Below are 23,882 nucleotides of genomic sequence, written 5' to 3'. Positions count from 1 at the left end.
TGGACGACGGCAGGCGACGCGAGCGGCATCCCCGGCCCGCTCCCCAGCTGTCGACGATTGCACATCCGCGCCAGCCCCACCAATGACCAAAGGCCTATCCGCGCGTGACCGGTGTTGCGCCCGTCAGGTGCGCAGCAGCACTGCCGGCAATGCGACCAGCCCCAGCAGCAGCACGATCGCCAGCACGATCAGCAGCACCCGCCCGGGTTGCGCGCGCAGCACGTCCATGAAGGTTTCCGCGGTGCCGTCGCGACGCGCTGCATCGTTTTCGGCCCGCACCCTCGCCTGGCGCTCGGCCTGGTACCCGGCCATGAGCTGCTTGGCCCTTGGCAGGTCATCGTCGTCGCGGACCCAGATGCCGCCATGGGAGATGCCCCAGCGGCTGGGTTCGGTCTCGTAGAATCCGATCCGGTTCCCGTCGAGCATGGCGCGGACGTCCTCGATCTCGTCGTCCAGTACGTAGCGCAGGTTGAGCAACAGCTTCGACATGGCCGGATGATAGCCGGCTCAGGACTCGCGGTGCTCTGCGACCGGCAACCGCCAGCCGTGGCGGATGGCCATGTAGCGCAGCCCGAAGCACAGCCCCACCCCGACCACCACCACCGGCACCAGCGGCAGGCCGAGGCCGTGGCCGACCACCACCGCCGCCGCGCCCGACAGCGCCGCGACCGCGTACAGGTCGGCCTGGAAGATCACCGGGGTGCGCGCGACCAGCACGTCGCGGGCGATGCCGCCGCCGATGCCGCTCAACATGCCCAGCAGCGTCGCCGACACCGGGGCCAGGCCGAAGTCCAGTGCCTTCAAAGCGCCGGTGACCGCGAACAGGGCCAGTCCTCCCGCATCGAACAGTTGCACCGGGTTGCGAAGCCGGTCGATCTCGACGTGGCGATAGAAGGTGGCCAGGCCGGCCAGGCAGCTCACCGCGAGGTAGTACCAGTTGGCCAGCGCGACCGGTAGGCTGGCGCCGATCAGCAGGTCGCGGGCGATGCCGCCGGAGGTGGCGGCCGCGAACGACAGCACCAGCACGCCGAACAGGTCCAGCCGGTTGCGCACGCCGAGCGTCGCGCCCGAGAGCGCGAAGACGAAGGTGCCGATGAGGTCGAAAGTGAGGAGGAAGGTGTCCACGGCGCAGCTCGCAGGGGTGCCTGACAGTATCCCTCACGCGGGATGGGTGCAGGCGGGGCGAGTGGCTTGACGGGGGCCGGGGATTCGCGGATTGCGGGGTGTGGCTTTCGCGACTTGCGTCGCTCCTACGTTTGAGGCGGTTACATCATCGCCAGTTCGGTGTTGGTCAGGGTGCGGTTGTACTGGTCGCGCAGGCGGACCTTGCGTTCGAGGTCGCCGATGATATGGCCGCTGAAGTCGGCGCCGGTCAGTTCCTCGGCCATGTTGATCCCGCCGGGGGTGTCGACGTTGATCTCCATCATCTTGTTGCCGACGATGTCGAGCCCGGCCAGGTACATGCCGTCGCGCATGAGCTTGGGTCCGGCGATCTCGGCCAGCCGCAGTGCATCGGCATCCGGCACCGCCATCTCCACCTTGCCGCCGGCGGTGATGTTGCTGCGCGCGTCGCCGCTGTCGTTGTAGCGGCGGAAGCAGGCGTAGTGGCCGTCGACCACCAGCGGCCGGCCGTTGAGGGTCAGCAGGCGCAGGTCGCCGTTGACCGCGTCGGGCAGGTACTCCTGCACGATCGCGTAGCCGTCGCGGGTCACCGCGTCGATCATCTGGTTGAGGTTGGAGCCACTGTCGGGGGTGACCACGAACACGCTCTGCCCGCCCGAGCCCTGCAACGGTTTGATGACGCCGTAGCCGTCGTGGGACTTGATGAACGACTTGATCTCGTCGGCATCCAGGGTGATGCAGGTGACCGGCCTCACCTCTTCCGGGAAATGCTGGAAATAGGTCTTGTTGGACGCGTCGGTCAGGTGGGTGGGGTCGTTGAGCACGATCACGTGCTTGAGCGCCGCGAGCTGGGCGAACAGCAGCCCGCTGTTCGGAGCCCACGGCCGGTCCACCACCTCCTCGGCCGGGTCGCTGCGCAGCAGCAGCACGTCGAGTTCCTCGACGGAAATCCGGTGGATCTCGGCGCCTTCGCCCTGCAGGTCCGCCAGCAATTCGTCGTCGTCCTTGTAGTGGTCCTGCCGCGGAATATGGGCGTGCGCGCGGACGGTGCCGTTGGCGTCGTAGATGAAATTGCCCAGGCCGATCAGCGCGACTTCGTGGCCCCGGTTCACCGCGGTGCGCGCGAGCCGGATAGTGGTGTAGTTGTTCTTCTCGGTAGCCATGTCGTTGATGACGAAGCCGAGCTTGATGGAGCGCCGTCCGGGCGAGGCATCGCTGGTCGAAACGGGACTCGGGCCGGTACTGGAATCGTCGCTCGGGTTGCTGGTCATTGGGCAGGCTCCTGGTGGAAGAGGCGTTCGACCGGAAGGTTCCGGCAACGGGCAAGGCGTTCGGTGAAATCGGGCCACGAGCAGTAGCGCGGCAGCAGGTCGGGGGCGACGGCCCAGCCCTCGTCGATCAGCTGGTCGAGCACCACGCGGTGCGACAGCGCGAACTTGCCGACGAACAGCGGCTCGAACTCGCCGTCGTCGCGCAGGTAGTCGATCAGGTCGCGCAGGCCGCCGAGGTAGACCGCATCCTTGGTCAGGCCACCACCGCGCAGCGCGCGCACGGCGACATCGAAGGCATCGTCGCTGGGCAGGCCGTGGGTGACGTGGAGCAGGTCGTAGATCGCCGGGATGCCTTCGCCGTGGATCGCCATCTCGGTGGCGACCACGCGCGCGGCCAGCACCCGCAGCCGTTCGGCCGGCAGGTAGCCTGCGAGGTATTCGGCCAGCACGCCGAGGCCCTCCTGCAGCGGGTCGTAATGCGCCAGCCCGACCTCGAGCTGCCGCAGCGATTGCCGCCGGCCGTTGTGCCGGGTGACCACGTGGGTGCCGATCTCGTGCTGGATCAGCGGCTGCACGCGCGCCCGCGGCACCCGCAGGTCGCCGTCGATGTAGAACGTGCCGTGGGACACCATCATCAGCGAGTTGAGGTCGGTGTCGACCACCACCTCGGCGTTGAAGTCCGGCGACTGCTCGCGGTACCAGGCCATCTCCTCCTCGACCGCGGCCATCACCTCGTCGATGCCGGCGTCGGCGTCCTGCGGTGCGCCCGACCCGACCTGCTCGAGTATCGCGTTGGCGAGCTTCAGCAGCGAGGGCTCGACGCCGCCGAACAGGTCGAGGCTGGCGGTGATGAAACCGACGGTGCCGCGCAGCCGGACCAGCTCGATCTGGCGCTCGAGTTCGCGCTGTTTTTCCGACAGCAGGCCGGAGAGCAGCGGCGATTCGATGTCCTCGACCGGCAACGCGCGGAGCCGTTCACGCGCGGCGTGCAGGTCGACGTCGAGATCGATGTACTGCAACGGCGCGACGGAGGTGTGGCCGCTGGCCTCGAAGCTGTCCCACAACGCATCGTTGCCGATCGGCGACAGCGCCAGCAGCCAGTCGACCTCGCCGTCCATCCGCGCCAGTTCGGCATCGACGCGCGCCGCGACCGGGGGCAACGGCCGGCAGGCAGACATCGGCGGATGCAGGCTCGACGCGCCCCTGTCTAGCGACATGTGCCGAACTCCCCGCGCACCGCGTCGACCGCATTGCGCAGGCTGTCGCGCATGTCCTCGATGGCCGCGATATCCGCCTGCGCGGTCCATTCGTCCATGTAGGTCTTCTTGTACTCCGGCGAGATGGTGCAGACGCGCTCGCCCCAGGTCGCATACACCCACTCGGGGAAGTATCCGCCGGTCGGGAAGCGCACGTTCTCGCGGACATCGGGCGTGCGCCCGGCAATCGGGTTGGCGCGCAGGGTGTCGGCGAAGCGGGTCGCGACCCGGCCCCAGCGGCGGGGATCGAGCGTGGTCACGCCCAACTCGATGTCGGGGTTTCCGCGCGGCGGCGCCGGGTCGGCATCGGCGCCGTCGCGGCGATGGTTGTAGCTGTGGATGTCGATCAGCAACAGCGTGCCCCAGCGATCGAGCAGTGCGTCGATCAGCTCGCGCATCAGCGCGTAGAAGCGGTCGTGTTCGGCGAGCGAGCGTTCGCGCTCGGCGTCGGGGAGATCGTCGCGCCAGACCCGCAACCCCCAGGTATCGGCGGGATCGGTCGAGAACGCCTTCTCGCGCGGGCGGTTGAGGTCCGCCTGGAACCGCGACGCACGGGCCTGGAACCGCACGTCGCCGACCACGGTCAGCAGGCCGGTGAGCGGATCCTCCTCGCGGCGTCGCTCGTCTTCATCGATCGCAAGCCAGGGTTGCAGGGATTCACGGACGGCGTGGCCATCGTGGATCGCGGTCGCGATCACCGGCCCGTCGCCGAGGACCAGGTCCCAGTCCTCGCAGGCCCAGCCGCCGGAACGGGGCAATGGATTGTCGGGATTCCGCATGCGCCGATGCTCCCAAAGGCGGCATGAGTCATCCGTGAGCAACTGAACGGCGGTTCAAGATGCTGCGGCGCGGCCCTCGTGCGGTCGAGGCTGGCGCGCGGTCAGTCGCCGCCGAGCAGGTCCAGCGGGTCGCCCTTGGGCTCCGGCTTGCGCGCGTCCGGCAGGCGCTTGTTCCGCGCGGCCCGGTAACGATCGATCGCGTCGCGCGCCAGTTGCGTCCTGAACTCCTCGGACACCAGCAACTCCGGCCCGAACACTTCCGCCATCAACGCCGCGATCAATTGCGCCTGGGCACGACGGGCATCGTCCGGCGGCTGTGCCGATCCACGCAGGCGTTCCAGCGTGCGCTGCGCCACCTGCAGGCCACTGTCGATGGTGATCGCGTACGCGGCGCTGTCGGCCGGGTCGCGGCGCAACACCTGCTCGGCCGCCGCCAGCGCATCGACGTGGCGGTTCTGCGCGGCGCGCAGCTGGGCGATGCGCAACCACGGTTCCTTGTGTGCCGGTTCCAGCGCCGCGGCCTGCGACAGCGCCGCCACGGCCGCCTCGACCTGGCCCGTGTCCGCGTGGGTCTGCGCGATCGCCATCGATCCGGCGTAGTCCGGCGGGGCCGGCTTTCCGGACAGGCTGGCGCACGCGCCGAGCGCGAGCAGCAATCCCGCCGCGCCGGCAAGCCGTGCGAATCGAGCCGGGTCCTTGAGCTTCATGCCGAAACCTCCATGCGCCCCGCGGGAGCTATCAATGCGGCCAAGTGGATACGGCTCGGACAAGCCGGCCTGGCACCCGCCATTGTGGCCCAAGCTTGCGCTCTCCGGGCAACTTTCCTAGGCTGGACGACGCACCATTCCAGCATCGCCGTGAATCCACCGGCGTATCCACTCCCCTCCAATCCCATCATCGAGAGGTTTCCCATGGAGATCGCCGAGCGGCGTGTCGCCGCAATCCACTACACCCTGACCAACGATGCCGGCGACGTGATCGACAAGTCGCCGACCGACGCACCGCTGACCTACCTGCACGGCGCCGGCAACATCATTCCCGGCCTGGAAAAGGCACTGCTCGGCAAGAAGGCCGGCGACAGCCTCAACGCCGACGTGGCGCCCGAGGAAGGCTACGGCCCGCGCCACGACGGGCTGATCCAGACCGTGCCGCGCAGCGCCTTCGAGGGCGTGGAATCGGTGGAGCCGGGCATGCAGTTCGAGGCCCGCACCCCCCAGGGCCCGTTGCTGGTGACGGTGACCAAGGTCGAGCCGGAGCAGGTCGTCGTCGACGGCAACCATCCGCTGGCCGGCCAGAACCTGCATTTCGCGGTGGAAGTGGCCGACGTGCGCGAAGCGTCGGAGGCCGAACTCAACGACGGCCGCGTGGCGCCCGCCGCCTGAGTGCACCACCCGGAAGGGAGCCCGCTTCGACGCGGGTTCCCCGGCTCGTTCCAGGCGATGCCTCAGACCACCTGCGCCATCACCGAGACGTAGTGGCAGACGCTGCCGGCGACCACGAACAGGTGCCAGATCGCGTGCGAATACCGTAACGACGGGCGGTGGTAGAACACGGTGCCGAGGGTGTAGCAGGCGCCGCCGGCAAGCAGCCAGCCGAGCGTCCAGTCGTCCAGCGCCACCAGCAACGGCTTGAACGCGACCAGCACCAGCCAGCCCATCGCGATGTAGATCAACGTCGACAGCCGCTTGAAGCGCCCGGTGAAGTACAGCTTGAACACCACCCCGGCCAGCGCCAGCGTCCAGATCGCCGCGAACAGCCCCCAGCCCCACGGTCCGCGCAGGCCAATCAGCGTGAACGGCGTGTAGGTGCCCGCGATCAGCACGTAGATCGCGCAATGGTCGAACACCTTCAGCCGCGCCTTGGCCAGTGGCTGCGCGATCGCGTGATAGAGGGTCGAGGCGACATACAGCAGCAACAGCGATGCGCCGAAGACGATCGCCCCGGCCAGTTGCCAGCCGTCCCCGTGCAGCGCGGCCAGGGTGATCAGCAGCGCCCCGCCCGCCAGCGCCGCGACCGCCCCCAGCCCATGGGTCAACGCGTTGGCGAGTTCCTCGCCGGGACCACTGTCGGCCGGTTGCGCGCCGGCCCCGCTGTCGTCCATGGACTCATCCCTTCCTGAGGAAGCAGGTCTTCAGCACCAGCCCCTTGATCCTGTCGGAATTGCCTTCGATGTGCTCCGGGTCGCCGTCGACCAGGCGGATGCCCTTGATCACCGTGCCCTGTTTCAGGTTGATCGACGAGCCCTTGACCTTGAGGTCCTTGATCACCACCACCGAATCGCCCGCCGACAGGACATTGCCGTTGCTGTCGCGGACCACGGCACCGTCATCGGCACCCGCCGCGCTGCCCGACTGCGGCCATTCGTGGGCGCAGTCGGCGCAGACGAAGTTGTCGCCATCGGGATAGGTGTTTTCCATGCCGCATACGGGGCAGGCGGGGATATCAGGCATGATCCGTCCAGGTCGGTAACGACCCCGGATTATAGGCGCGGCCCGTCCGGGCGGGCCGGGAACGCCGGAGCACTTTTCACGCAGGACACTTTTCACGTGGTGCCCGGGGCGGGGTTGCTAGTTTCGCAATGACCCACGCGCTGCGAGGCACGCCATGCGATTCCAACGCTTCTTCCCCGCTCGCCCACTCCTGGCTGGACTGGCACTGGCGGCGCTGCTGTCCGCCTGCGCCACCGGCCCACGCGTACGCACCGATGCCGACCCCGCCGCCGACTTCTCGAAGTACGCGACCTACGCGTTCTACGAGCCACTGGCGATGGAACAGTCCGGCTACACCACGTACCTGTCCGATCGGATCAAGACCAGCGTGCGCCGCGAGATGGAAGCCCGCGGCTACCGGTTCGACCCGGAGGATCCCGACCTGCAAGTGAACTTCCAGGGCGTCATCCGCGAGCGCACCGATGTCTACAACGTGCCGCGTTCGGACGTGCAGTACTTCTACAGCTATCGCGCGCGCCGCTACTTCGCCGTGCCGGTGTGGTACGACGAGACCCGGGTGAACGACTACACCGAGGGCACCCTCACGGTCGACCTGGTCGACGCCGAACGCAACCACCTGGTCTGGACCGGCGATGCGATCGGCAGGGTGACCCAGCGCAGCCCGCAGGAGCGCGTCGACGCGGCCGACGAGGCGATCGCCGCGATCTTCCGCGAGTTCCCCTACACCGCGGCTTCGGCGCAACCGGTAGGCACGCCGTGACCGGTGGCGGGACCGCCCGTCGCCCGGATCAATAGCCGCTGTCGAGCGCGAAGACCGGCTTGCGCGCCTTCCACCGGCCTTCGGTGAAATCGGGGAAGTCCAGCGTCTCGAAGCCACCGGCGATCGACTGTTCCGACAACGGCGTGATCGCGCTCCAGGTCACCGCGTCGTAGATGTCGATCGGCATCGGGTCGCCGGCCTTCAACGCCTCGACGAAGCCGTTGAGGACGAACCAGTCCATCCCGCCATGGCCGGCACCCGCGGCGGTTTCGGCGTGCTTCTTCCACAGCGGGTGGTCGTACCTGGCGAACCACTCCTGGGCGTCGTCCCACTTGTGCGGCGGGCTCTTGCCCTCGATATGGACGCCGTTGTTGACGTCCATCCACAAGCCTTCGGTGCCCTGCACGCGGAAGCCCAGCGAATACGGCCGCGGCAGCGACACGTCCAGTTGCAGCAGGATGGTCTCGCTGTTCGCGCAGGCGATCTGGGTGGTGACCACGTCGCCGTGGGCGAACCTGAGCTTCGCATTCGGATGGTCCGGCCCGGCCCTGTCGACCAGATAGTCGTGCAGGCCGCGGGCCTTGCTCGCGAACGAGTTGATCCGGGTGAAGCGGTTGCCGCGGTTGATGTTGGCCAGGTGCGCGCAGGGGCCGATGCCGTGGCTGGGGTAGAGGTCGCCGTTGCGTTCGATCGAGTGTTGGGTGCGCCAGCGCGCCTCCGACCAGCCCTTGTCGCCGAACTCGACGCCGCTGTTGTACGGCTCGTCCGGATCCCCGGAGTTGAACTTCACCCCGCGCAGGTCGTGCTGGTAGCCGCCCTGCAGGTGCACGAGCTCGCCGAACACGCCCTGTCGCGCCATGTTGAGTGCCGCCATCACGTCGCGGCGATAGCAGACGTTCTCCAGCAGCATGTACGGGGTGCCGGTCTGCTGCTGGGCGCGCAGCACGTCCCAATGGTCCTGCAGGGTGATGCCGGCGACGACCTCGCAGCCGACCGCGACCCTGGCCTGCATCGCGTCGATTGCCATCGGCGCGTGCCATTCCCACGGCGTGGCGATGATCACGCCGTCGAGGTTGTCGAGCTCAAGCAAGCGACGGTAGGCGTGCACGTCGCCATCGGCACCGAACGTCACCGGGGCCGGCTGGCCGGCTTTCTCGACCGCCGCCACCGCGCGGCCGAGCATGATCGGCTCGATGTCGCACAGCGCCACCATGTCGACGTCGCCCCGCCCCAGCAGCGAGCCCATCAGGCTCTGCCCACGCAGGCCGGTGCCGATCATCCCGAGGCGCAGCTTGCCGCGCGACCGGGCAAACGCCGGCGTCCAGGCATCGGCAACGGCCAGGGTGCCGGCGGCGACGCCGGTGATGAGGAAATCGCGACGATTCATGCGGTCGATACCCGTGTGGAGTCGACCGTCAATGTAACGGCACCCAACCCGGCATTGCATGACCCGATCCGGCGGATCTGGCATGGCAGTCGATATCCATCGAAGGTGGAGCCTGCCCGCAGGCCGCCGGCATACTGCGGGGATGCTAGGACCCGGGATGTCGCGACTACTCCGCTGGATCGGTGCTGGTGCACTGGCGCTGGCCGTCATCATCGGCAGCGGCCTGCTGCTGGCCGACCACCTGACGCCGCCGGCCACCGGCGCGCCGAGCCATGCACTGGCGCTGCAACCCGACCAGACCGCGATCGATCGCGAACTGGCGCCGATGCTCGCCGCCCACCCCGGCAAGACCGGCGTGCTGCTGCTGGCCGACGGGCTGGACGCCTTCGCCGCGCGCACGATCGCCACCCGCAAGGCCGGCCGCAGCCTCGACCTGCAGTACTACATCTGGCACGACGACCTGACCGGCCACCTGCTCGCGCGCGAGGTCCACGATGCCGCCGAGCGTGGCGTGCGCGTGCGCCTGCTGCTCGACGACATGAACGCCGAGGGCCTCGACCCGCAACTGATGACGCTGGACGCCCACCCCAACATCGAGCTGCGCCTGTACAACCCGTTCCGCAACCGCGAAGGCTTCGAGCGCATGCTCGAAATGATCCAGCGCGTCTTCAGCATCAACCACCGGATGCACAACAAGGCCTGGATCGCCGACGGCCGGGTGGCGGTAATCGGTGGGCGCAATATCGGCGAGGAGTATTTCAGCGCCGACGCCGAGGTCAACTTCCGCGACCTCGACCTGCTGCTGTTCGGCCCCGCGGTGGGCCAGGCCAGCGCGATCTTCGACCGCTACTGGAACAGCGCCGCCGCGGTGCCGATCGCCGCGCTCAACCGCAAGAGCCCGGAACAACTGCAGGCGATGCTCGCCAGTGTCGACCTCGAAGCACGCCAGGCCGAGGCGCAGCCCTACCTGCGACGCGTCGCCGAATCCCAGGCCATGCGCGCCTACCAGCAGCGCGCGCTCGAACCGCACTGGAGCGCCAACGTGAAGGTGGTTGCCGACCCGCCGATAAAACGCGGCGGCAACCGCGACGACTGGCTCGCCGGGCGCCTGACCGACATGCTCGCGACCACCCGCCAGAAGGCGCTCCTGATCTCGCCCTACTTCGTTCCCGGCGACGACGGCGTGGCCGGGTTCGCCGCCCTCGCCCGCCGCGGCGCCGAGGTCGGCATCGTCACCAACTCGCTTGCGGCCAACGACGTACCGGCGGTGCACAGCGGCTACGCCGGCTATCGCGAGGCCCTGCTCACCCAGGGCGTGCACCTGTACGAAATGAAGGCGCGCGGCCACACCGAATCGGCCGGCGTGTTCGGCAGCAGCGGCGCCAGCCTGCACACCAAGGCGTTCGTGGTCGACGACGCACGCGGCTTCGTCGGCTCGTTCAACCTCGATCCGCGCTCGATCGACCTCAATACCGAAATGGGCGTGCTGTTCGAGGACCGCGCGATCGCCATCGACCTGCGCAACGAGTACCTGCGCCTGACCGATCCCGCGCTGAGCTACTGGATCTATCTGGACGGCGATGGCGAGGTGCGCTGGCTCGACCGTGCGCAGCAGCCGCCCGCCGCGCTGGCGCAGGAGCCCGATACCAGCGCGTGGCAGCGTGGGCTGGTCACCGTGCTTGGCTGGTTGCCGATCGAGTCGCAGCTCTAGCCGCCGTCAACGCAGCTGGCTGTCCTTGCTGCCGCGCCGGTTGTAGCCCGCGGCGATGCCCTGTTCGCGGTCCTCTGCTTCCTGGCAGGTGATGCACAGGCGCACGCCGGGCACCGCCTCGCGCCGCGCCTCGGGGATCGGCGCGTCGCATTCCTCGCAATGGGTCAGGCCCGGGCCGCGCTTGAGCTGACTGCGCGCGCGCTTGATGCCGTCCTTGACGGTGGCATCGATCTGGTCCTGTACGGCGCCGTCGCCGGCCCAGCCAGTCGCCATGGGAGCCTCCGGAAAACAGTCGGTCAGGCCGGCAGGATAGCGCCGGCCGGATGAATCCCCGGTGGTCGACCGGCCACCGGTTGGGCTTGTGTCAGGCGGCCGGACGACCCGCCGCAACGCGCAATGTGCGGTCGAACAACGCGATCGTGCGGCGCCAGGCTTCCGCCGCCGCGTCCTCGTCGTAGCGCGGCGTGGTGTCGTTGTTGAAGCCATGCTGGGTGCCGGCCGGCCGGTACAGGGCGTAGGTCACGCCAGCCGCCTTGAGCGCGGCCTCGTAGGCCGGCCAGGTCGCGTTGACGCGGTCGTCGTTGGACGCAAGGACCACCAGCAACTCGGCCTTGATGGCGGCCACGTCGTCCACCGGTGGCGCGGTGCCGTAGAACGGGGCCGCCGCGGCCAGGGCCGGCAAGCGCGTGGCGAGGAAATTGGCCATGGCGCCGCCGTAGCAGAAGCCGACCACGCCCATCCGCCCGTTGCCGCCCTCGAGCTTGCCGAGCATCGACGCCGCGGCAAGGAAGTCCTCGTGGGTCTTGTCCTGGTCGAGCTTGCCGAACAGCTCGCGTGCCGCGTCCTCGTCGCCGGGGTAGCCGCCCAGCGGGAACAGCGCGTCGGGGGCGAACGCGATGAACCCCTCCAGCGCCATCCGTCGCGTGATGTCCTCGATATGCGGGTTGAGTCCGCGGTTCTCGTGCACCACCAGCACCAGCGGCAACGGCCCGTCGGCCTTGGCAGGCTTGACCAGGTAGCCGCGACCGGTGCCGTAGCCGCTGGGCGAATCGAACTCGACGAAATCCGCCGACAGCCGCGGATCGTCCGGCTTGACCTGCTGCGCTTCGGCGAAGCGCGGCGCCAATGCCGCGAGCAGTCCGGTCGCGGTCGCCGCGCCAACCGCGAAACGCGCCGCCCCGGCGAGGAAGCCGCGGCGATCGATCGCGCCGTGCACGTACTGGTCGAACAGTTTCAGCACTTCCGGATCGAAGTCGCTGGCCTTGGCACGGGGTCGGTTCGACATGGCGTTCTCCGCTACGGATGGTTCGCGGGTCGAAGCATATCCGGGGAACTGTTATCGAATGGGAAAACCGCGCGCATGCTCACCCGCGTTTCGCATCCTGCGCCCTAGAGTCCCTAGCTACCTCAGAGTCCCCAGCTACATCAGAGTCCCAACCTGCATCGCATGCAACCGGAGTCCATCGTGAAGCCAACTCTTCTTGCAGTCGCCCTAATCCTCATCGTCGGCTGCACCCCGACCAGCGAACCGCAGCCGCCCACCGACACCGCACCCGGCGCGCCGCCCGCCGTCGCGGCGGAACCCGGGCCGCCGACGGAACCGCGCAGGCCAACCCCCGACGAAGCCAACACGGTGCCGGAACGTTTCCAAGGCGAGTGGAACAGCACGCCCGCCGACTGCGGCACCGGCAACAATCCGTCGCGGCTGCGGATCGGCGCCGACGACATCCGCTTCCACGAAAGCAGCGGCACGATCACCTCGGTGACCGTCCGCGACGGATTGGACATCACCCTGGCCGCCGACATGACTGGCGAGGGCGAGGTGTTCGAGTCGACCTACGGGTTCCGGCTGTCGGATGACGGCAACACGCTGACCGATACCACGTCGGGTACCGGCATGGCCCGCCACCGCTGCGATTGAGCGGCCATGCGGGTGGGCCATTTGCGGATGCGGGCAACCGACCCCATATCGCGGATTCCGCCTCCGTCCGGACCGCTTCTTGCCTCCTTCCCGTCACACCTCCCCCGACACCGGCCCCGGTGAACTGACCAGCAGCTTCCTCGGCGTGTTCCGCTTCAGCGGGCGCGCCCTGGAACTGGTCTGGAGCACCAGCCGGCCGCTGACCGTCGCGCTTGGCCTGCTGACGCTGGCCGCCGGCCTGCTGCCGGCCGGCATCGCCTGGGTCGGCGCACTGATCATCGATGCGGTGGTCGAGGCCAGCCGCGCGGCCGCCGCCGGCGAACCGCTGGTGCTGGCGCCGGTGTTCACCGTGATCGCGGTCGAGGCCGCGCTGGTGATGGCGCTGGCCGGCGCCCAGCGCGGCATCTCGCTGTGCCAGTCGCTGCTGCGCGCGCAGCTGGGCCAACGGGTCAACGTGATGATCCTGGAGAAGGCGCTGACGTTGCAGCTGGCGCACTTCGAGGATTCGGAGTTCTACGACAAGCTCACCCGCGCCCGGCGCGAGGCCTCGTCGCGGCCGCTGTCGCTGGTCAACCGTACCTTCGGGCTGGTCCAGAACGGCATCTCGCTGGTCAGCTACGGCGTGCTGCTGGCGCAGTTCTCGCCATGGGCGGTCGGCGTGCTGCTGCTGGCCGGGCTGCCGTCGTTCGTGGCCGAGACGCGCTTCTCCGGCGACGCCTTCCGGCTGTTCCGCTGGCGCTCGCCGGAAACCCGCATGCAGATGTACCTGGAGACCGTGCTGGCGCGCGAGGACCACGCCAAGGAGGTCAAGCTCTACGGCCTCGGCCCGCTGCTGCTGGATCGCTACCGCGGCATCTTCCACACCCTCTACAGCGCCGACCGCGAGCTTGCGATCCGCCGCGACGGCTGGGGCTTCGTGCTCGGCCTGATCGGTACCGTCACGCTCTACGTCGCATACGGCTGGATCGCCATGACCACCGTGGTCGGGCGCATCACCCTGGGCCAGATGACGATGTACCTGATGCTGTTCCGTCAAGGCCAGGCGGCGGTGTCGGCGAGCCTGTCGGCGATCGGCGGCATGTACGAGGACAACCTGTACCTGTCGACGCTGTACGAGTACCTGGAAACCCCGGTGCCGGCGGCGCGCGGCACGGCCGAGAAGGGTCCCGATCCCAGCGACGGCATCCGCTTCGAGAACGTGAGCTTCACCTATCCCGGCGCCGACACCCCGGCGCTGCAGGACATCGACCTGCATATCCGCCCCGGCGAGTCGCTGGCGCTGGTCGGCCAGAACGGTTCGGGCAAGACCACCCTGATCAAGCTGCTGACCCGGCTGTACTCGCCCGACACCGGCCGCATCCTGCTCGACGGCCGCGACCTGCAGGAGTGGGACGAGGCCACGCTGCTGCAGCGCATCGGCGTGATCTTCCAGGATTTCGCGCGCTACCAGATGCGCGTCGGCGAGAACGTCGGTGCCGGCGACGTCGAGCACTTCGAAAACCGCGAGCGCTGGCAGGAAGCGGCCGACATGGGCATGGCCACGCCGTTCATCGAAACCCTGCCGGCCGGCTTCGATACCCAGCTCGGCAAGTGGTTCCGCGAGGGCCGTGAGCTGTCCGGCGGGCAATGGCAGAAGATCGCCCTGGCCCGCGCCTTCATGCGTTCGCGCGCCGACATCCTGGTGCTCGACGAGCCGACCGCGGCGATGGACGCGGCCGCCGAGGCGACGATCTTCGAGCACTTCCGCAAGCTCACCGACAACCGCATCGCGATCCTGATCTCGCACCGCTTCTCGACCGTGCGCATGGCCGACCAGATCATCGTCATCCAGGATGGCCGCATCATCGAACGCGGCAACCACGAGCAGCTGATCGCGCTCGACGGCCACTACGCGCACCTGTTCTCGCTGCAGGCGGAAGGCTACCGCTGATCGGCGCCGCGGCGCAGGCGCTTCCAGATCTCCACCGTCGCATGGTCGCGCGGCTCGATCGACGCCAGCAGGCGCAACGCCTCGCCGTCCTCCATGCGCCCGTGCTGGCACAGCATGGCGAGCGCGGCTGCGGCGCGGCCGAACCGCAGCGAGCGCCCCGGCGAGTCCGGCGCCACGCCACGCTGCTGGTCGTCCAGCGCCTGGCGGATCCGCGGAGGCAGGGACCATTTCTCCGCCAGCCGGCGCGCGGTCGGCGCCGCCCAGCCATCCAGCAGCGCCGCGACCACGCTGGCGTCGGGCACCAGTCCGGCGCGCCGGGCGTACTGGTCGCGCGCGACCCGCGCCACGGTGGCCGACCCCAGCCCCTGCATCAGCCCCAGCAACTGGGCTGAAAACGCATCGTCGCGCTCGACCTGCGCGGCGTGGTCGGCGGCCGCGGCGGCCGACATCAATGTGTGGTCCCAGATGAGACCGGCCAGCCGGCCGAAGGCGCCGCCTCCCGGAGCGCCCATCACAGGCTGCACCAGCGCCGCCGCGATCAGGTGGCGGATGCCGTCGGTGCCGACCATCGCCACCGCATGCGCGATGTTCTCGACCGGTTTCGACTGCACGCAATAGAGCGCGCTGCTGGCAATGCGCAGCAGGTTGCCGGCCAGCGCCGGGTCCCGGGCGATGATGGCCGCCATTGCCTGTCCGGAAGCATTCGGGTCGTTGACCGTGCGCATCAGCTGCGGCAGCAGTTGCGGCCGCCGCGGCGTGTAACGCGGCTGCGTCTCGATCTTCGACAGCGTCGCGACCGAACACGCCACCACGTCCGCATGCGCGGTGCCGGCCACTACGGCGTGCTGGCTGAAGGCGCCGTCTTCGAAAGCGATCGAATGGAAGCGGCCCATCAGCTCGCGTGCCAGCGCGTCGCCGGCGCCGGCGGGCGTTCCGCCTTCTCCCTGCACCGCCGCATCGGTATCGCCTCGCGCGGCGAGGCCGGGCCGGCTCAGGGCTGCGTGGCGGGGCGCCCCGGCTCCGGAAACCAGCGGGCGACGACGGCGCACCGCCCAGACCGCGACACCCGCGATGAGCAGCAGTACGAGGCCCACGAGCAGGAGTGACGGTACCGACATCGCCGAGCCTCGAAACAGGATGAGCCGGCATCTTAGCGTTCGGAGCGGCCTCCACGGCAACGCACCGGACCCGGCCGCAGTTTCCCTCCCGACTCGACCGACCACATTGCGGGGTAGGATGAGGACGGCCAAGGCACGCCCGGGGGGAGCGAATGGATCGATGGTCGGCACGGAATCGAGCACGTCCACGGCGTCTGGCGTGCATGGTCCTGTTCGCGCTGGCCGTCCCCACGGGGCCGTCCGCGGCCGCCAGTCCAGACATCGCGCCCGCCCCCGGTTCACCGCAGACGCTCGTTGTCGGGGGCGACCGGAACTACCCGCCATTCCAGTACCTCGACGAACACGACGAGGCGCGCGGGTTCGACATCGAATTACTGCGCGCGGTGCTCGAACCGCAGGGCCTGTCGCTGCGCGTCGAACTGGGCGAGTGGGACAACGCGCTCGATCGGCTCGACCGCGGTGAAGTCGATGTGGTGCCGATGTTCATGTCGACCGAGCGCGCCGCGAGGTTCCGCTTCAGCAAGCCCTACATGCTGCGTTACCACGTCGTGTTCGGCCATCGCGATTCCGCCCTCGTGCCGTCGCTGCAGGCGCTGGTCGGACACCGCGTCGCGGTGCAACGCGCGGGGCTCGCGGCCGAGACACTGCACGCCATGCCGCCCGGCACGGTGGACATCGTGGAAGTGGACATCGAGTCGGATGCGCTGGCGGCGGTCGACCGTGGCGATGCCGAATACGCGCTCGTGCCGACGGGGATCGGGCTGTATGCGACCGCCCGGGCCGGCATGAGCGACATCATCGCGCTCGGTCCGCCACTGCTCGAACGCCAGTACGTGTTCGCCGTGCCGCGCAACCGGCCCGACCTGCTGCCGATCATCGACGCCGGGCTCGACCGCGTCCGTGCCACCGGCGAACGCGAACGCCTGTACGTGGCCGCCACCGTCGGCCAGGGCGCCGTCGACGTGGGCAGCACCCCGACATCGATCCCGGCGATGGCGGCGACCATCCTGCTGGTGGCGCTGCTGCTTGCCGCGCTGGCCTGGTGGCGCTTTTCATCGGGCGGATTCCTGCGGGGGCACCGCCGGCCAGGGCCGGACCCCGCCGAGCTGGCCCTGCTGTCGGAACTCCGCGAAGCCATCGCCACCGGCCAACTGGGTTACGCGCTGCAACCCAAGCTCGATCTCCGCAGCCGCCGCTGGACCGGCGCCGAACTGCTGGTCCGCTGGCAGCACCCGCGACATGGCGCGCTGGCACCGGCCGATTTCGTGCCGATGGCCGAGCGCGCGGGCATGATCGGCGAGATGACGCTGTACATGGTCGAACGCGCCATCGGGCTCTGTCGGCAATGGCGCGACCAGGGCCGCACGCTCAGCATCGCCGTCAACGTGTCCGCAAACGACCTCGCGGCCCCCGAACTGGTCGGCGCGATCATCACCGCGAGCGGCGACCTCGGCTCGCAACTGCTGCTCGAACTCACCGAAACCGACGTCATGCGCGAGCCCGACAAGGTCGTCGAGGCCGTCGCACGGCTGCGCCCATGCGGCATCCGCTTCTCGATAGACGATTTCGGCACCGGCCACTCCTCGCTCAGCAGCCTGCGCCTGCTGGAAGCCGACGAACTCAAGATCGACCGGTCCTTCGTGACCCGGCTGCTGCAGTCGCCCTCCGACCAGGCCATCGTGCGATCGACGATCCGGCTCGCCCACGAACTGGGCGTGCACGTCACCGCCGAGGGAATCGAGGACGACCTGACACTGGCATGGCTGGCCAAGGCCGGCTGCGATGCCGCGCAGGGCTTCGCCCTCGCCCAGCCGATGGGTCCGGAAGATTTCGCATTGCTGCTCGACCGCGGCGCCGGCCCGGACCAGTCACGGGCCTCGTCCTGATCCACGCTCCTGCGGCGGCGTCGCTCAGCCGCCGCGCACGCGCAGGGTCAGGCCCTTGAGGAAATTGCGCAGCAGCTGGTCACCGCACTGCCGGAAGTTCTTGTGCCCCGGCTGGCGGAACAGCGCGGAAAGCTCCGGCTTGGAGATCGGGAAGCCGGCGGCCTCGAACACCGCGTGCATGTCGACGTCCTTCAACTCGAACGCCACCCGCAGCTTCTTCAGCACCACGTTGTTGTCGACCCGCTTCTCGACCGGTCGCGCCGGCAGGTCCGGATTGCGACCGCGGCGGTGGATCACCAGCCCGTCAAGAAAGTGCGCCAGCACCGCGTTGCCGCATTCGACGTAACCGTCCTCGTTGTCCTTCTTCAGGAACGCCTCGACATCCTCCTTCCCGACCGGGAAGTCCGCATCGGCCAGGCGGGTGATCTCCACCACCTTGCCATCGCTGAGATCGAGCATGTAACGGATGCTGCGCAGTACGTCGTTGTTGATCATGGTGGGCCCCGGCTTCAAACCGGTCAGTCAATCCGGTCAGTTCGATCCGGGCAATGATAGTCGCCCTCAACCACCCTCGCCGCCGCCATCCAGCAAGCCCTGGCGTCGATGCCAGTCCTCCAGTGACTCCTCCGGGAATGCATCGAAATGGCGATCGTGCCGGCCTTGGGGTACCTGCACCCAGTTGGCCTTCGAGTCCAGCAGGATGTGCACCCGCTCGGGCGGTGACGGCAGGGGGGTGTCGATGGCGGACGCGTGCGGATGCACCAGTTCCGGCCATTGCGGGTCGAACAGCCACAGCGCGCTGCCGCAGCCGGTGCAGAAATGTCGCTGGCCTGAACTGATGCGGCACTCGTCGCCGTCGTCGATATGCGCGTGGTAGACGCCCAGGTGTTCCCGGCCTTCCACCTCCAGCGTGTCGGCGTGCGCGCCCAGGTTGATCGCACTGCCGCTGCCGCCGGCGGTCTTGCGGCAGATCGAGCAGTAGCAATGCATGAACGGTGCCGGCGCATAGGCGTCGCAGCTGAAACGCACCTGGCCGCAGTGGCAGGAACCTTCGAGTTTCACGGTCGCTTCTCCTCGGGTCGTACACGGAAGGCCAGGCTCATGCGCGCCGCCACGTCACCGCGGGTCTTGGGGATGCCATGGTCGTAGTGCAGTTGGGAAAGATAGCTCATCACCAGCAGGCTGCCGGGTTCGAGGTCGATGCGGATCGGGATGCGTGGCGCGGCTTTCGGCCGGATCACCATGCGCCGGGCCGATCCCAGCGACAGCAGCGCGATGGGATGGCCCGGCACCAGCGAGTGCAGCTTGTCGTTGTGCGGGGCGACGCTGTCGCGGCCGTCGCGGTAGAAGTTCAGGCCGACGCTATTGAACGGCTCACCCAGCTCGCCGCGGACGTACGCGGCGATGGCGGGCAGCGGTTCGGGCAGCGACGGCGCGTCCAGCCGATACGTCGCGACCAGGCGCGGCACGTCGACCACGCGGTCGTACATCGGCCGGCGCATCGACTTCCAGCCGACGTTGTCGCGCAGGGCCTCGAACCATCGGGCAGCGAGCGGCGGCGGGATGACCCCGGGGCGATAGAACACGCCGCCCTCGCCGTCCTCGACCAGCATCTGCGGACCGGGGTCGAACAGGAGCGATTGCTGGATGCCGGACATGCGACCAGCCTGGCGCGGACGCGTCTCAGCCGCTGCGTCGGCGGTCGGCCCGGTGAGCCGTCAATGCGGCGGTCCGGGCGGCAGGTCCGCCGACATCCGGTTGTCGATCCCGGCAACCTCGCGCATGGCCACCAGCGCGGCCATGAGGTCATCGATTTCCGCATCCGTGGCGTGGCCGCGCAGCACCACGTGACCGCCGTCCACCTCCACGCTCACTTCGCCCGGATGCGCGACCATCCGCCCCAGACGGGTGCGGATGCGCCCGTGGAGCCGGCCATCGTCCACCGGCGAATGCGACAGGCCGGCGCGGGCGCGGGCGATCATGCCCTGCGCGCGGTCGATGGCATGCCGGGACCTGGAACGCACCAGGTGTTCCGCCTCGTGGCCGGCGGAAACGCCACGGTCGCGCGCCAGTGCACGCCGCCGGCGGCCGGTCACCGGGTCCAGGTAGTACATCAGCGCGGCTCCGGCGGCGAATGCAGCGGCGATTCGGGCGACGTTTCTCATGGGGCGCACTCCTCGGAAAGCATGTGCGAACCATGGTGCGGTCCGGGCCGATAAGCGGACGCGAAGATGGCGGCAAAGCGGCGTTGGCATGATCTTCCGACCCGCCCGCGAACAAGCCCTTCATGCCCCGGCCACCACCATGGCCCCTGCGCCGCCAGCTTCGGCGCACGTGCCTGCACCGAGGATGCAACCCATGGCCAAGACATCCGGCAGCAGCAGGAAGGTCGTCCTCGCCGCCCTGTTCGGCAATGGCGCGATCGCCGTCACCAAGTTCATCGCCGCCGCGATCACCGGCAGCTCGGCGATGTTGAGCGAAGGCGTGCATTCGCTGGTCGACACCTGCAACGAGCTCTTGCTGCTGTACGGCCTGAAGCGCGCCTCGAAGCCGGCCGACGAGACCCATCCGTACGGCTACGGGCGCGAACTGTATTTCTGGAGCTTCATCGTGGCGCTGCTGGTGTTCGCGCTCGGCGGCAGCGTGTCGATCTACCAGGGCATCCATCACCTGCAGCATCCGGAGCCGATGGACCGGCCGCTGGTCAACTACGCGGTGTTCGGGGCGTCGCTGGTGTTCGAGGGGTACACGTGGTGGGTGGCGGTGAAAGCATTCCGGGCCACCAAGGGCGACCAGGGCTGGTTCGAGGCCTTCAAGTCGAGCAAGGACGCCAGCACCCTGACTGTCCTGCTGGAAGACAGCGCGGCGCTGATCGGATTGATGCTCGGCCTGGTCGGCATCACACTGGCACTGGTGCTGGAGGACCCGAGGTTCGATGGCTACGCGTCCATAGGCATCGGCCTGCTGCTGGTCGCCACCGCGACGTTGCTCGCGCGCGAGACCAAGGCATTGCTGCTGGGCGAGTCGGCGCACCCCCGGTTGCGCGCCGCGATCATCCGCATCGCCAACGACGACCACGACGTGCGCTGCGCCAATGGCGTGCTGACCACGCAGATGGGACCCGACAGCGTGGTCGCCGCACTGAGCGTGGAGTTCGAAGACGCGCTCACCACCCCGCAGGTCGAACGCTGCATTAACCGGCTGGAGACCACCGTGCGCGCCGAACACCCGGAGGTGGTGGCCCTGTTCGTGAAACCGCAAACGCCGCAGGCGTGGCAGGCGCATTACGAGGCGTTGGCCGGGGAGTCATAGTGCCTCGACATTACTTGTATATACAGAATGGGCAGCCTAGACTGCCCTCCCCACTCATGGATCGAGTGCATGGATCTTCGAATTTCGCCTCGCGTTGCTGACAAACTGAAGGAGAAACACAGCGTCAGCCACAACGAGATTGCCGAGTGCTTCGCAAACCGCCACGGCAAGTTCTTTACCGATACCCGGGCCAATCATGCGACCGACCCGCCCACCTACTGGTTCGTGTCGGAAACCGATACCCGCCGGGTGCTGAAAGTTGTCTTCATTCGACACCCGGACCATTTCGCCATCAAGTCCGCGTACGAGCCGAAGGATGGATCGAGCGAGCTTTACGCCAAGCTTTGCCGCGCTCAGTAAATCCGGCTACAGGAGAGACAACCATGTCCAGGAAAAAACACGACGCCGAATGCCAGTGGGAACGCGGAGAACTCGGGTTGTCGGCCGAACACGCGGTTGCCGCGCCGGAGGAACTGGAACGCGAGGTCGACGATGCGCTCGGACTGCAGCCCATTTCGATCCGCCTCCCGAAAGGACTGATCGAGGACATGAAGCTGATTGCCCAAAAGGAAGGCTTGGGCTACCAGCCCCTGATCCGCCGCGTGTTGCTTCGTTTCGCGGAGATGGAGTTCCGGTCGATGGCCCACGGACGGCTCGCGTCGACTCTCAATCAGGCCACCGACCCCGAACCTGAAGAACTGCGGCGCGTAAGCAGATGAAGAAAAACCCCCGGGATCACCGGGGGTTTTCTTTTCAGCGCGGCATCACCAGCGCATCATCACCAGATCCGCACGCGATCCTCCGGCGCGATCCATAGCGGATCGGCCTCGGTGACGTCGAACGCGTCGTACCAGGCGTCGATGTTGCGCAGCGGGGCGAACGCGCGGATCTGGCCCGGCGAGTGCGAGTCGCCGACCAGTTGCTGGCGCAGGGCGTCGTCGCGGTACTGGGTGCGCCAGACCTGCGCCCAGCCCATGAACAGGCGCTGCTCGCCGCTGAAGCCGTCGATCACCGGTGCCGGCTCGCCATCCAGCGAGCGGCGGTAGGCCTCCAGCGCGATGGTCAGACCGCCGAGGTCGCCGATGTTCTCGCCCATCGAGGCGCGGCCGTTGATGTGCAGGCCCGGCAGGGTCGGGAACTCGTAGGCTTCGTACTGGGCGCCGAGGCGCTCGGCCTGGACCTCGAACTGGGCGGCGTCCTCGGCCGTCCACCAGTCGCGCAACAGGCCGCTGCCGTCGGACTTGCGGCCCTGGTCGTCGAAGCCGTGGATGATCTCGTGGCCGATCACGCCGCCAATGGCGCCGTAGTTGACCGCCGGGTCGGCGTCGGGATCGAAGAACGGCGGCTGCAGGATCGCGGCCGGGAACACGATCTCGTTCTTGACCGACGAGTAGTAGGCGTTGACGGTCTGCGGGGTCATGCCCCACTCGCCCTCGTCGACCGGCTTGCCGATGCGGACGCGGTCGTGCTCCCACTCGAACGCGGCGGCGCGCTCGGCATTGCCGAACACGTCGCCGCTCCTGACCTGCAACGCGGTGTAGTCGCGCCAGGTGTCGGGGTGGCCGATCTTCAGGCCGAAGTTGGCGAGCTTCTTCGCGGCCTCGGCCTTGGTCGCCGGGCTCATCCACTCCAGTTGCTCCAGCCGCGCGCCCATCGCCGCCTTCACGTTGGCGACCAGGTCGTCCATCTTGGCCTTGGCGTCGGCCGGGAAGTACAGCTCGACATAGTCACGGCCGATCGCCTCGCCCATCGCCGACTCGGCGAAGGCGACGGCACGCTTCCAGCGCTCGCGCTGCTCGGGCTGGCCGGACATGAACTTGCTGCGGAACCCGAACTCGGCGTCGACGAATTCCTTCGACAGCAGCGGCGCGGCGTTGTCGGTGGTCTGGAACGCCTGCCAGGCCTTGAGCGTGGCCAGGTCGGTATCGGCGAACACCTGCGCGATCTTCGGGAACGCGCTGTCCTGGCGGATCACCGCGCGGTCGGCGTAGTCGACCCCGGCGGCCTTGAAGAACGTCGCCCACGGGAAGCCCGGCGCGGCGGCGTCGATGTCGGCCAGCATCACCGGGTTGTAGGTCTTGTCACGGTTGCGGCTTTCGGCGCGGGTCCAGTGCGCCTGGGCGATCTTCGTCTCCATCGCCATGATGTTCTCGGCGCTGGCCTGCGGTGCGTCCCAGCCGGCCAGCTCGAGCATCTGCGCGATGTACTCGACGTAGCGCTCGCGCTGCGGGGCGAACTTGTCGTCGAGGTACATCTGGCGGTCGCCGAGGCCGAGGCCGGACTGGCTCAGGTACAGCGCATAGGTGTCGGGGTTCTTCTGGTCGTCGGACACGTAGGCGCCGAAGAAGCTGCTACCGAAGCCGGCGTTGCGCTGGCCCATCAACGCGGCGATCGCGTCCTTGTCACTGGCGGCGCGGATGGCGTCCAGGTGCGGCTGCAGCGGCGCGGCGCCGAGCGCCTCGATCGCCGCCTCGTCCAGGAAACCGTGATACAGCGCGGCGACCTTGGCTGCATCGCCACCGCTGGCCGGGTCGCCCTGCGGGTAGCCCTCGACCAGCTGGCGCACGCGCGACTCCGACAGGTTGCGCAAGGCGTAGAACGCGCCCCAGCTGGATCGGTCGGCCGGGATCTCGGTGTTCTCCGCCCAGGTGCCGCTGACGTAACCGAAGAAGTCCGCGCCGGGGTCGACGCTGGTGTCCATGCCGTCGGTATCGACGCCCCAGGTGCCGAAGCGGGTGGCGTCGGTGGTGCTGCCGCCACCGGCGTCGTCGCTAGCGCTGCTGAACAACGAGATGGTGTCGCAGGCGTCGTCGACGCAGCTTTCGTGGGCGTGGGCGGCCGGCGCGGCGGCCAGTCCGAGGGCGACGACGGTCGCCAGGCTGAGCAGGGTCTTGTTCAAGGTGGTCCCCCGGGGAACGGTGCATGGATGGGTTCGACCGTCTGTTTTACCCCGTCCCGGGCCCCGGGGGCAGTGTCCAA

Annotated in this window: 26 protein-coding genes; 9 read left to right on the top strand and 17 right to left on the bottom strand. The window is 68.5% G+C overall.

The window, feature by feature from the left end; genetic code table 11:
- Nucleotides 1–123: 123 nt before the first annotated feature.
- From ACT9AS_RS07605 to ACT9AS_RS07580, 6 genes are all read right to left on the bottom strand, one after another.
- A complete protein-coding gene (locus tag ACT9AS_RS07605; RefSeq protein WP_445099514.1) occupies nucleotides 124–489 on the bottom strand; it encodes a DUF6164 family protein in 366 nt (121 codons plus the stop codon).
- 18 nt (nucleotides 490–507) lie between these two features.
- Nucleotides 508–1,125, bottom strand: a complete 618-nt coding sequence (locus ACT9AS_RS07600; protein ID WP_445099513.1) for a TRIC cation channel family protein — start codon at nucleotides 1,123–1,125, stop codon at nucleotides 508–510.
- Nucleotides 1,126–1,265: 140 nt separating this feature from the next.
- Complete coding sequence (locus ACT9AS_RS07595) at nucleotides 1,266–2,393, bottom strand: hypothetical protein (protein WP_445099512.1); 1,128 nt, start codon at nucleotides 2,391–2,393, stop codon at nucleotides 1,266–1,268.
- On the bottom strand, nucleotides 2,390–3,610 hold the full coding sequence (locus ACT9AS_RS07590) for a tyrosine/phenylalanine carboxypeptidase domain-containing protein (protein ID WP_445099511.1): 1,221 nt from the start codon (nucleotides 3,608–3,610) through the stop codon (nucleotides 2,390–2,392). The genes ACT9AS_RS07595 and ACT9AS_RS07590 overlap by 4 nt, the downstream gene beginning before the upstream one ends.
- Nucleotides 3,601–4,428: an N-formylglutamate amidohydrolase gene (locus tag ACT9AS_RS07585; protein WP_445099510.1), complete on the bottom strand. Its 828-nt coding sequence runs from the start codon at nucleotides 4,426–4,428 to the stop codon at nucleotides 3,601–3,603. Before ACT9AS_RS07585 ends, ACT9AS_RS07590 begins: the two co-directional genes overlap by 10 nt.
- Before the next feature lie 101 nt (nucleotides 4,429–4,529).
- Entirely contained in the window at nucleotides 4,530–5,135 is a 606-nt protein-coding gene (locus ACT9AS_RS07580) for a tetratricopeptide repeat protein (RefSeq protein ID WP_445099509.1), read from the bottom strand.
- Nucleotides 5,136–5,339: 204 nt separating this feature from the next.
- Between ACT9AS_RS07580 and ACT9AS_RS07575 the strand changes: the two genes are divergently transcribed.
- Nucleotides 5,340–5,810, top strand: coding sequence for an FKBP-type peptidyl-prolyl cis-trans isomerase (locus tag ACT9AS_RS07575; RefSeq protein WP_445099508.1), 471 nt, complete (start codon nucleotides 5,340–5,342; stop codon nucleotides 5,808–5,810).
- 62 nt (nucleotides 5,811–5,872) lie between these two features.
- Here ACT9AS_RS07575 and trhA read toward each other — a convergent pair whose 3' ends face one another.
- Together trhA and ACT9AS_RS07565 are read right to left on the bottom strand one after the other, a co-directional pair.
- Entirely contained in the window at nucleotides 5,873–6,529 is a 657-nt protein-coding gene (trhA, locus tag ACT9AS_RS07570) for a PAQR family membrane homeostasis protein TrhA (protein ID WP_445099507.1), read from the bottom strand.
- Nucleotides 6,530–6,533: 4 nt separating this feature from the next.
- Nucleotides 6,534–6,878: a zinc ribbon domain-containing protein YjdM gene (locus ACT9AS_RS07565; RefSeq protein ID WP_445099506.1), complete on the bottom strand. Its 345-nt coding sequence runs from the start codon at nucleotides 6,876–6,878 to the stop codon at nucleotides 6,534–6,536.
- A gap of 154 nt (nucleotides 6,879–7,032) precedes the next feature.
- On the opposite strand from ACT9AS_RS07565, the gene ACT9AS_RS07560 reads away from it, so the two are divergent.
- Complete coding sequence (locus tag ACT9AS_RS07560) at nucleotides 7,033–7,638, top strand: DUF4136 domain-containing protein (RefSeq protein WP_445099505.1); 606 nt, start codon at nucleotides 7,033–7,035, stop codon at nucleotides 7,636–7,638.
- Nucleotides 7,639–7,666: 28 nt separating this feature from the next.
- Here the strand turns inward: ACT9AS_RS07560 and ACT9AS_RS07555 are convergent, their stop codons facing one another.
- Entirely contained in the window at nucleotides 7,667–9,025 is a 1,359-nt protein-coding gene (locus ACT9AS_RS07555; protein ID WP_445099504.1) for a Gfo/Idh/MocA family oxidoreductase, read from the bottom strand.
- Nucleotides 9,026–9,107: 82 nt separating this feature from the next.
- On the opposite strand from ACT9AS_RS07555, the gene ACT9AS_RS07550 reads away from it, so the two are divergent.
- Nucleotides 9,108–10,736 (top strand): phospholipase D-like domain-containing protein, encoded by a 1,629-nt coding sequence (locus ACT9AS_RS07550; protein ID WP_445099503.1) that lies wholly within the window; start codon nucleotides 9,108–9,110, stop codon nucleotides 10,734–10,736.
- Nucleotides 10,737–10,742: 6 nt separating this feature from the next.
- On the opposite strand, the gene ACT9AS_RS07545 is transcribed toward ACT9AS_RS07550, so the two are convergent.
- Nucleotides 10,743–11,009, bottom strand: coding sequence for a DksA/TraR family C4-type zinc finger protein (locus tag ACT9AS_RS07545; RefSeq protein WP_445099502.1), 267 nt, complete (start codon nucleotides 11,007–11,009; stop codon nucleotides 10,743–10,745).
- Between the two features lie 91 nt (nucleotides 11,010–11,100).
- On the bottom strand, nucleotides 11,101–12,021 hold the full coding sequence (locus tag ACT9AS_RS07540) for a dienelactone hydrolase family protein (RefSeq protein ID WP_445099501.1): 921 nt from the start codon (nucleotides 12,019–12,021) through the stop codon (nucleotides 11,101–11,103).
- A 180-nt stretch (nucleotides 12,022–12,201) separates the two neighbouring features.
- On the opposite strand from ACT9AS_RS07540, the gene ACT9AS_RS07535 reads away from it, so the two are divergent.
- Entirely contained in the window at nucleotides 12,202–12,657 is a 456-nt protein-coding gene (locus ACT9AS_RS07535) for a hypothetical protein (RefSeq protein WP_445099500.1), read from the top strand.
- 79 nt (nucleotides 12,658–12,736) lie between these two features.
- Nucleotides 12,737–14,587 (top strand): ATP-binding cassette domain-containing protein, encoded by a 1,851-nt coding sequence (locus tag ACT9AS_RS07530; RefSeq protein ID WP_445099499.1) that lies wholly within the window; start codon nucleotides 12,737–12,739, stop codon nucleotides 14,585–14,587.
- On the opposite strand, the gene ACT9AS_RS07525 is transcribed toward ACT9AS_RS07530, so the two are convergent.
- The gene (locus ACT9AS_RS07525; protein ID WP_445099498.1) at nucleotides 14,578–15,705 is read right to left on the bottom strand and encodes an HDOD domain-containing protein; all 1,128 of its coding nucleotides are present in this window, start codon (nucleotides 15,703–15,705) and stop codon (nucleotides 14,578–14,580) included. The genes ACT9AS_RS07530 and ACT9AS_RS07525 overlap by 10 nt on opposite strands.
- Nucleotides 15,706–15,908: 203 nt before the next feature.
- Between ACT9AS_RS07525 and ACT9AS_RS07520 the strand changes: the two genes are divergently transcribed.
- Nucleotides 15,909–17,591, top strand: coding sequence for an EAL domain-containing protein (locus tag ACT9AS_RS07520; RefSeq protein WP_445099497.1), 1,683 nt, complete (start codon nucleotides 15,909–15,911; stop codon nucleotides 17,589–17,591).
- A 24-nt stretch (nucleotides 17,592–17,615) separates the two neighbouring features.
- Here the strand turns inward: ACT9AS_RS07520 and ACT9AS_RS07515 are convergent, their stop codons facing one another.
- The 4 genes from ACT9AS_RS07515 to ACT9AS_RS07500 all read right to left on the bottom strand — a co-directional run bounded on the left by ACT9AS_RS07515 (nucleotide 17,616) and on the right by ACT9AS_RS07500 (nucleotide 19,756).
- The gene (locus tag ACT9AS_RS07515) at nucleotides 17,616–18,086 is read right to left on the bottom strand and encodes a DUF1456 family protein (protein ID WP_445099496.1); all 471 of its coding nucleotides are present in this window, start codon (nucleotides 18,084–18,086) and stop codon (nucleotides 17,616–17,618) included.
- A 66-nt stretch (nucleotides 18,087–18,152) separates the two neighbouring features.
- Complete coding sequence (locus ACT9AS_RS07510; protein WP_445099495.1) at nucleotides 18,153–18,653, bottom strand: GFA family protein; 501 nt, start codon at nucleotides 18,651–18,653, stop codon at nucleotides 18,153–18,155.
- Entirely contained in the window at nucleotides 18,650–19,249 is a 600-nt protein-coding gene (locus ACT9AS_RS07505; RefSeq protein ID WP_445099494.1) for an alpha-ketoglutarate-dependent dioxygenase AlkB, read from the bottom strand. The genes ACT9AS_RS07510 and ACT9AS_RS07505 overlap by 4 nt, the downstream gene beginning before the upstream one ends.
- A 60-nt stretch (nucleotides 19,250–19,309) precedes the next feature.
- Entirely contained in the window at nucleotides 19,310–19,756 is a 447-nt protein-coding gene (locus ACT9AS_RS07500) for a BON domain-containing protein (protein ID WP_445099493.1), read from the bottom strand.
- Nucleotides 19,757–19,844: 88 nt separating this feature from the next.
- Between ACT9AS_RS07500 and ACT9AS_RS07495 the strand changes: the two genes are divergently transcribed.
- The 3 genes from ACT9AS_RS07495 to ACT9AS_RS07485 all read left to right on the top strand — a co-directional run bounded on the left by ACT9AS_RS07495 (nucleotide 19,845) and on the right by ACT9AS_RS07485 (nucleotide 21,622).
- Nucleotides 19,845–20,903: a cation diffusion facilitator family transporter gene (locus tag ACT9AS_RS07495; protein ID WP_445099492.1), complete on the top strand. Its 1,059-nt coding sequence runs from the start codon at nucleotides 19,845–19,847 to the stop codon at nucleotides 20,901–20,903.
- 69 nt (nucleotides 20,904–20,972) lie between these two features.
- Nucleotides 20,973–21,263, top strand: a complete 291-nt coding sequence (locus ACT9AS_RS07490; protein WP_445099491.1) for a DUF4258 domain-containing protein — start codon at nucleotides 20,973–20,975, stop codon at nucleotides 21,261–21,263.
- 23 nt (nucleotides 21,264–21,286) lie between these two features.
- Nucleotides 21,287–21,622 carry a hypothetical protein gene (locus ACT9AS_RS07485; protein ID WP_445099490.1) on the top strand — a complete coding sequence of 112 codons (336 nt, stop codon included), beginning with the start codon at nucleotides 21,287–21,289 and terminating at the stop codon, nucleotides 21,620–21,622.
- Between the two features lie 59 nt (nucleotides 21,623–21,681).
- On the opposite strand, the gene ACT9AS_RS07480 is transcribed toward ACT9AS_RS07485, so the two are convergent.
- Nucleotides 21,682–23,802 carry a M13-type metalloendopeptidase gene (locus ACT9AS_RS07480; protein ID WP_445099489.1) on the bottom strand — a complete coding sequence of 707 codons (2,121 nt, stop codon included), beginning with the start codon at nucleotides 23,800–23,802 and terminating at the stop codon, nucleotides 21,682–21,684.
- Between the last annotated feature and the right edge of the window lie 80 nt (nucleotides 23,803–23,882).

It is taken from the genome of Lysobacter sp. F60174L2, assembly GCF_052547135.1.
This window is presented reverse-complemented; position numbering and strand designations above follow the sequence as displayed.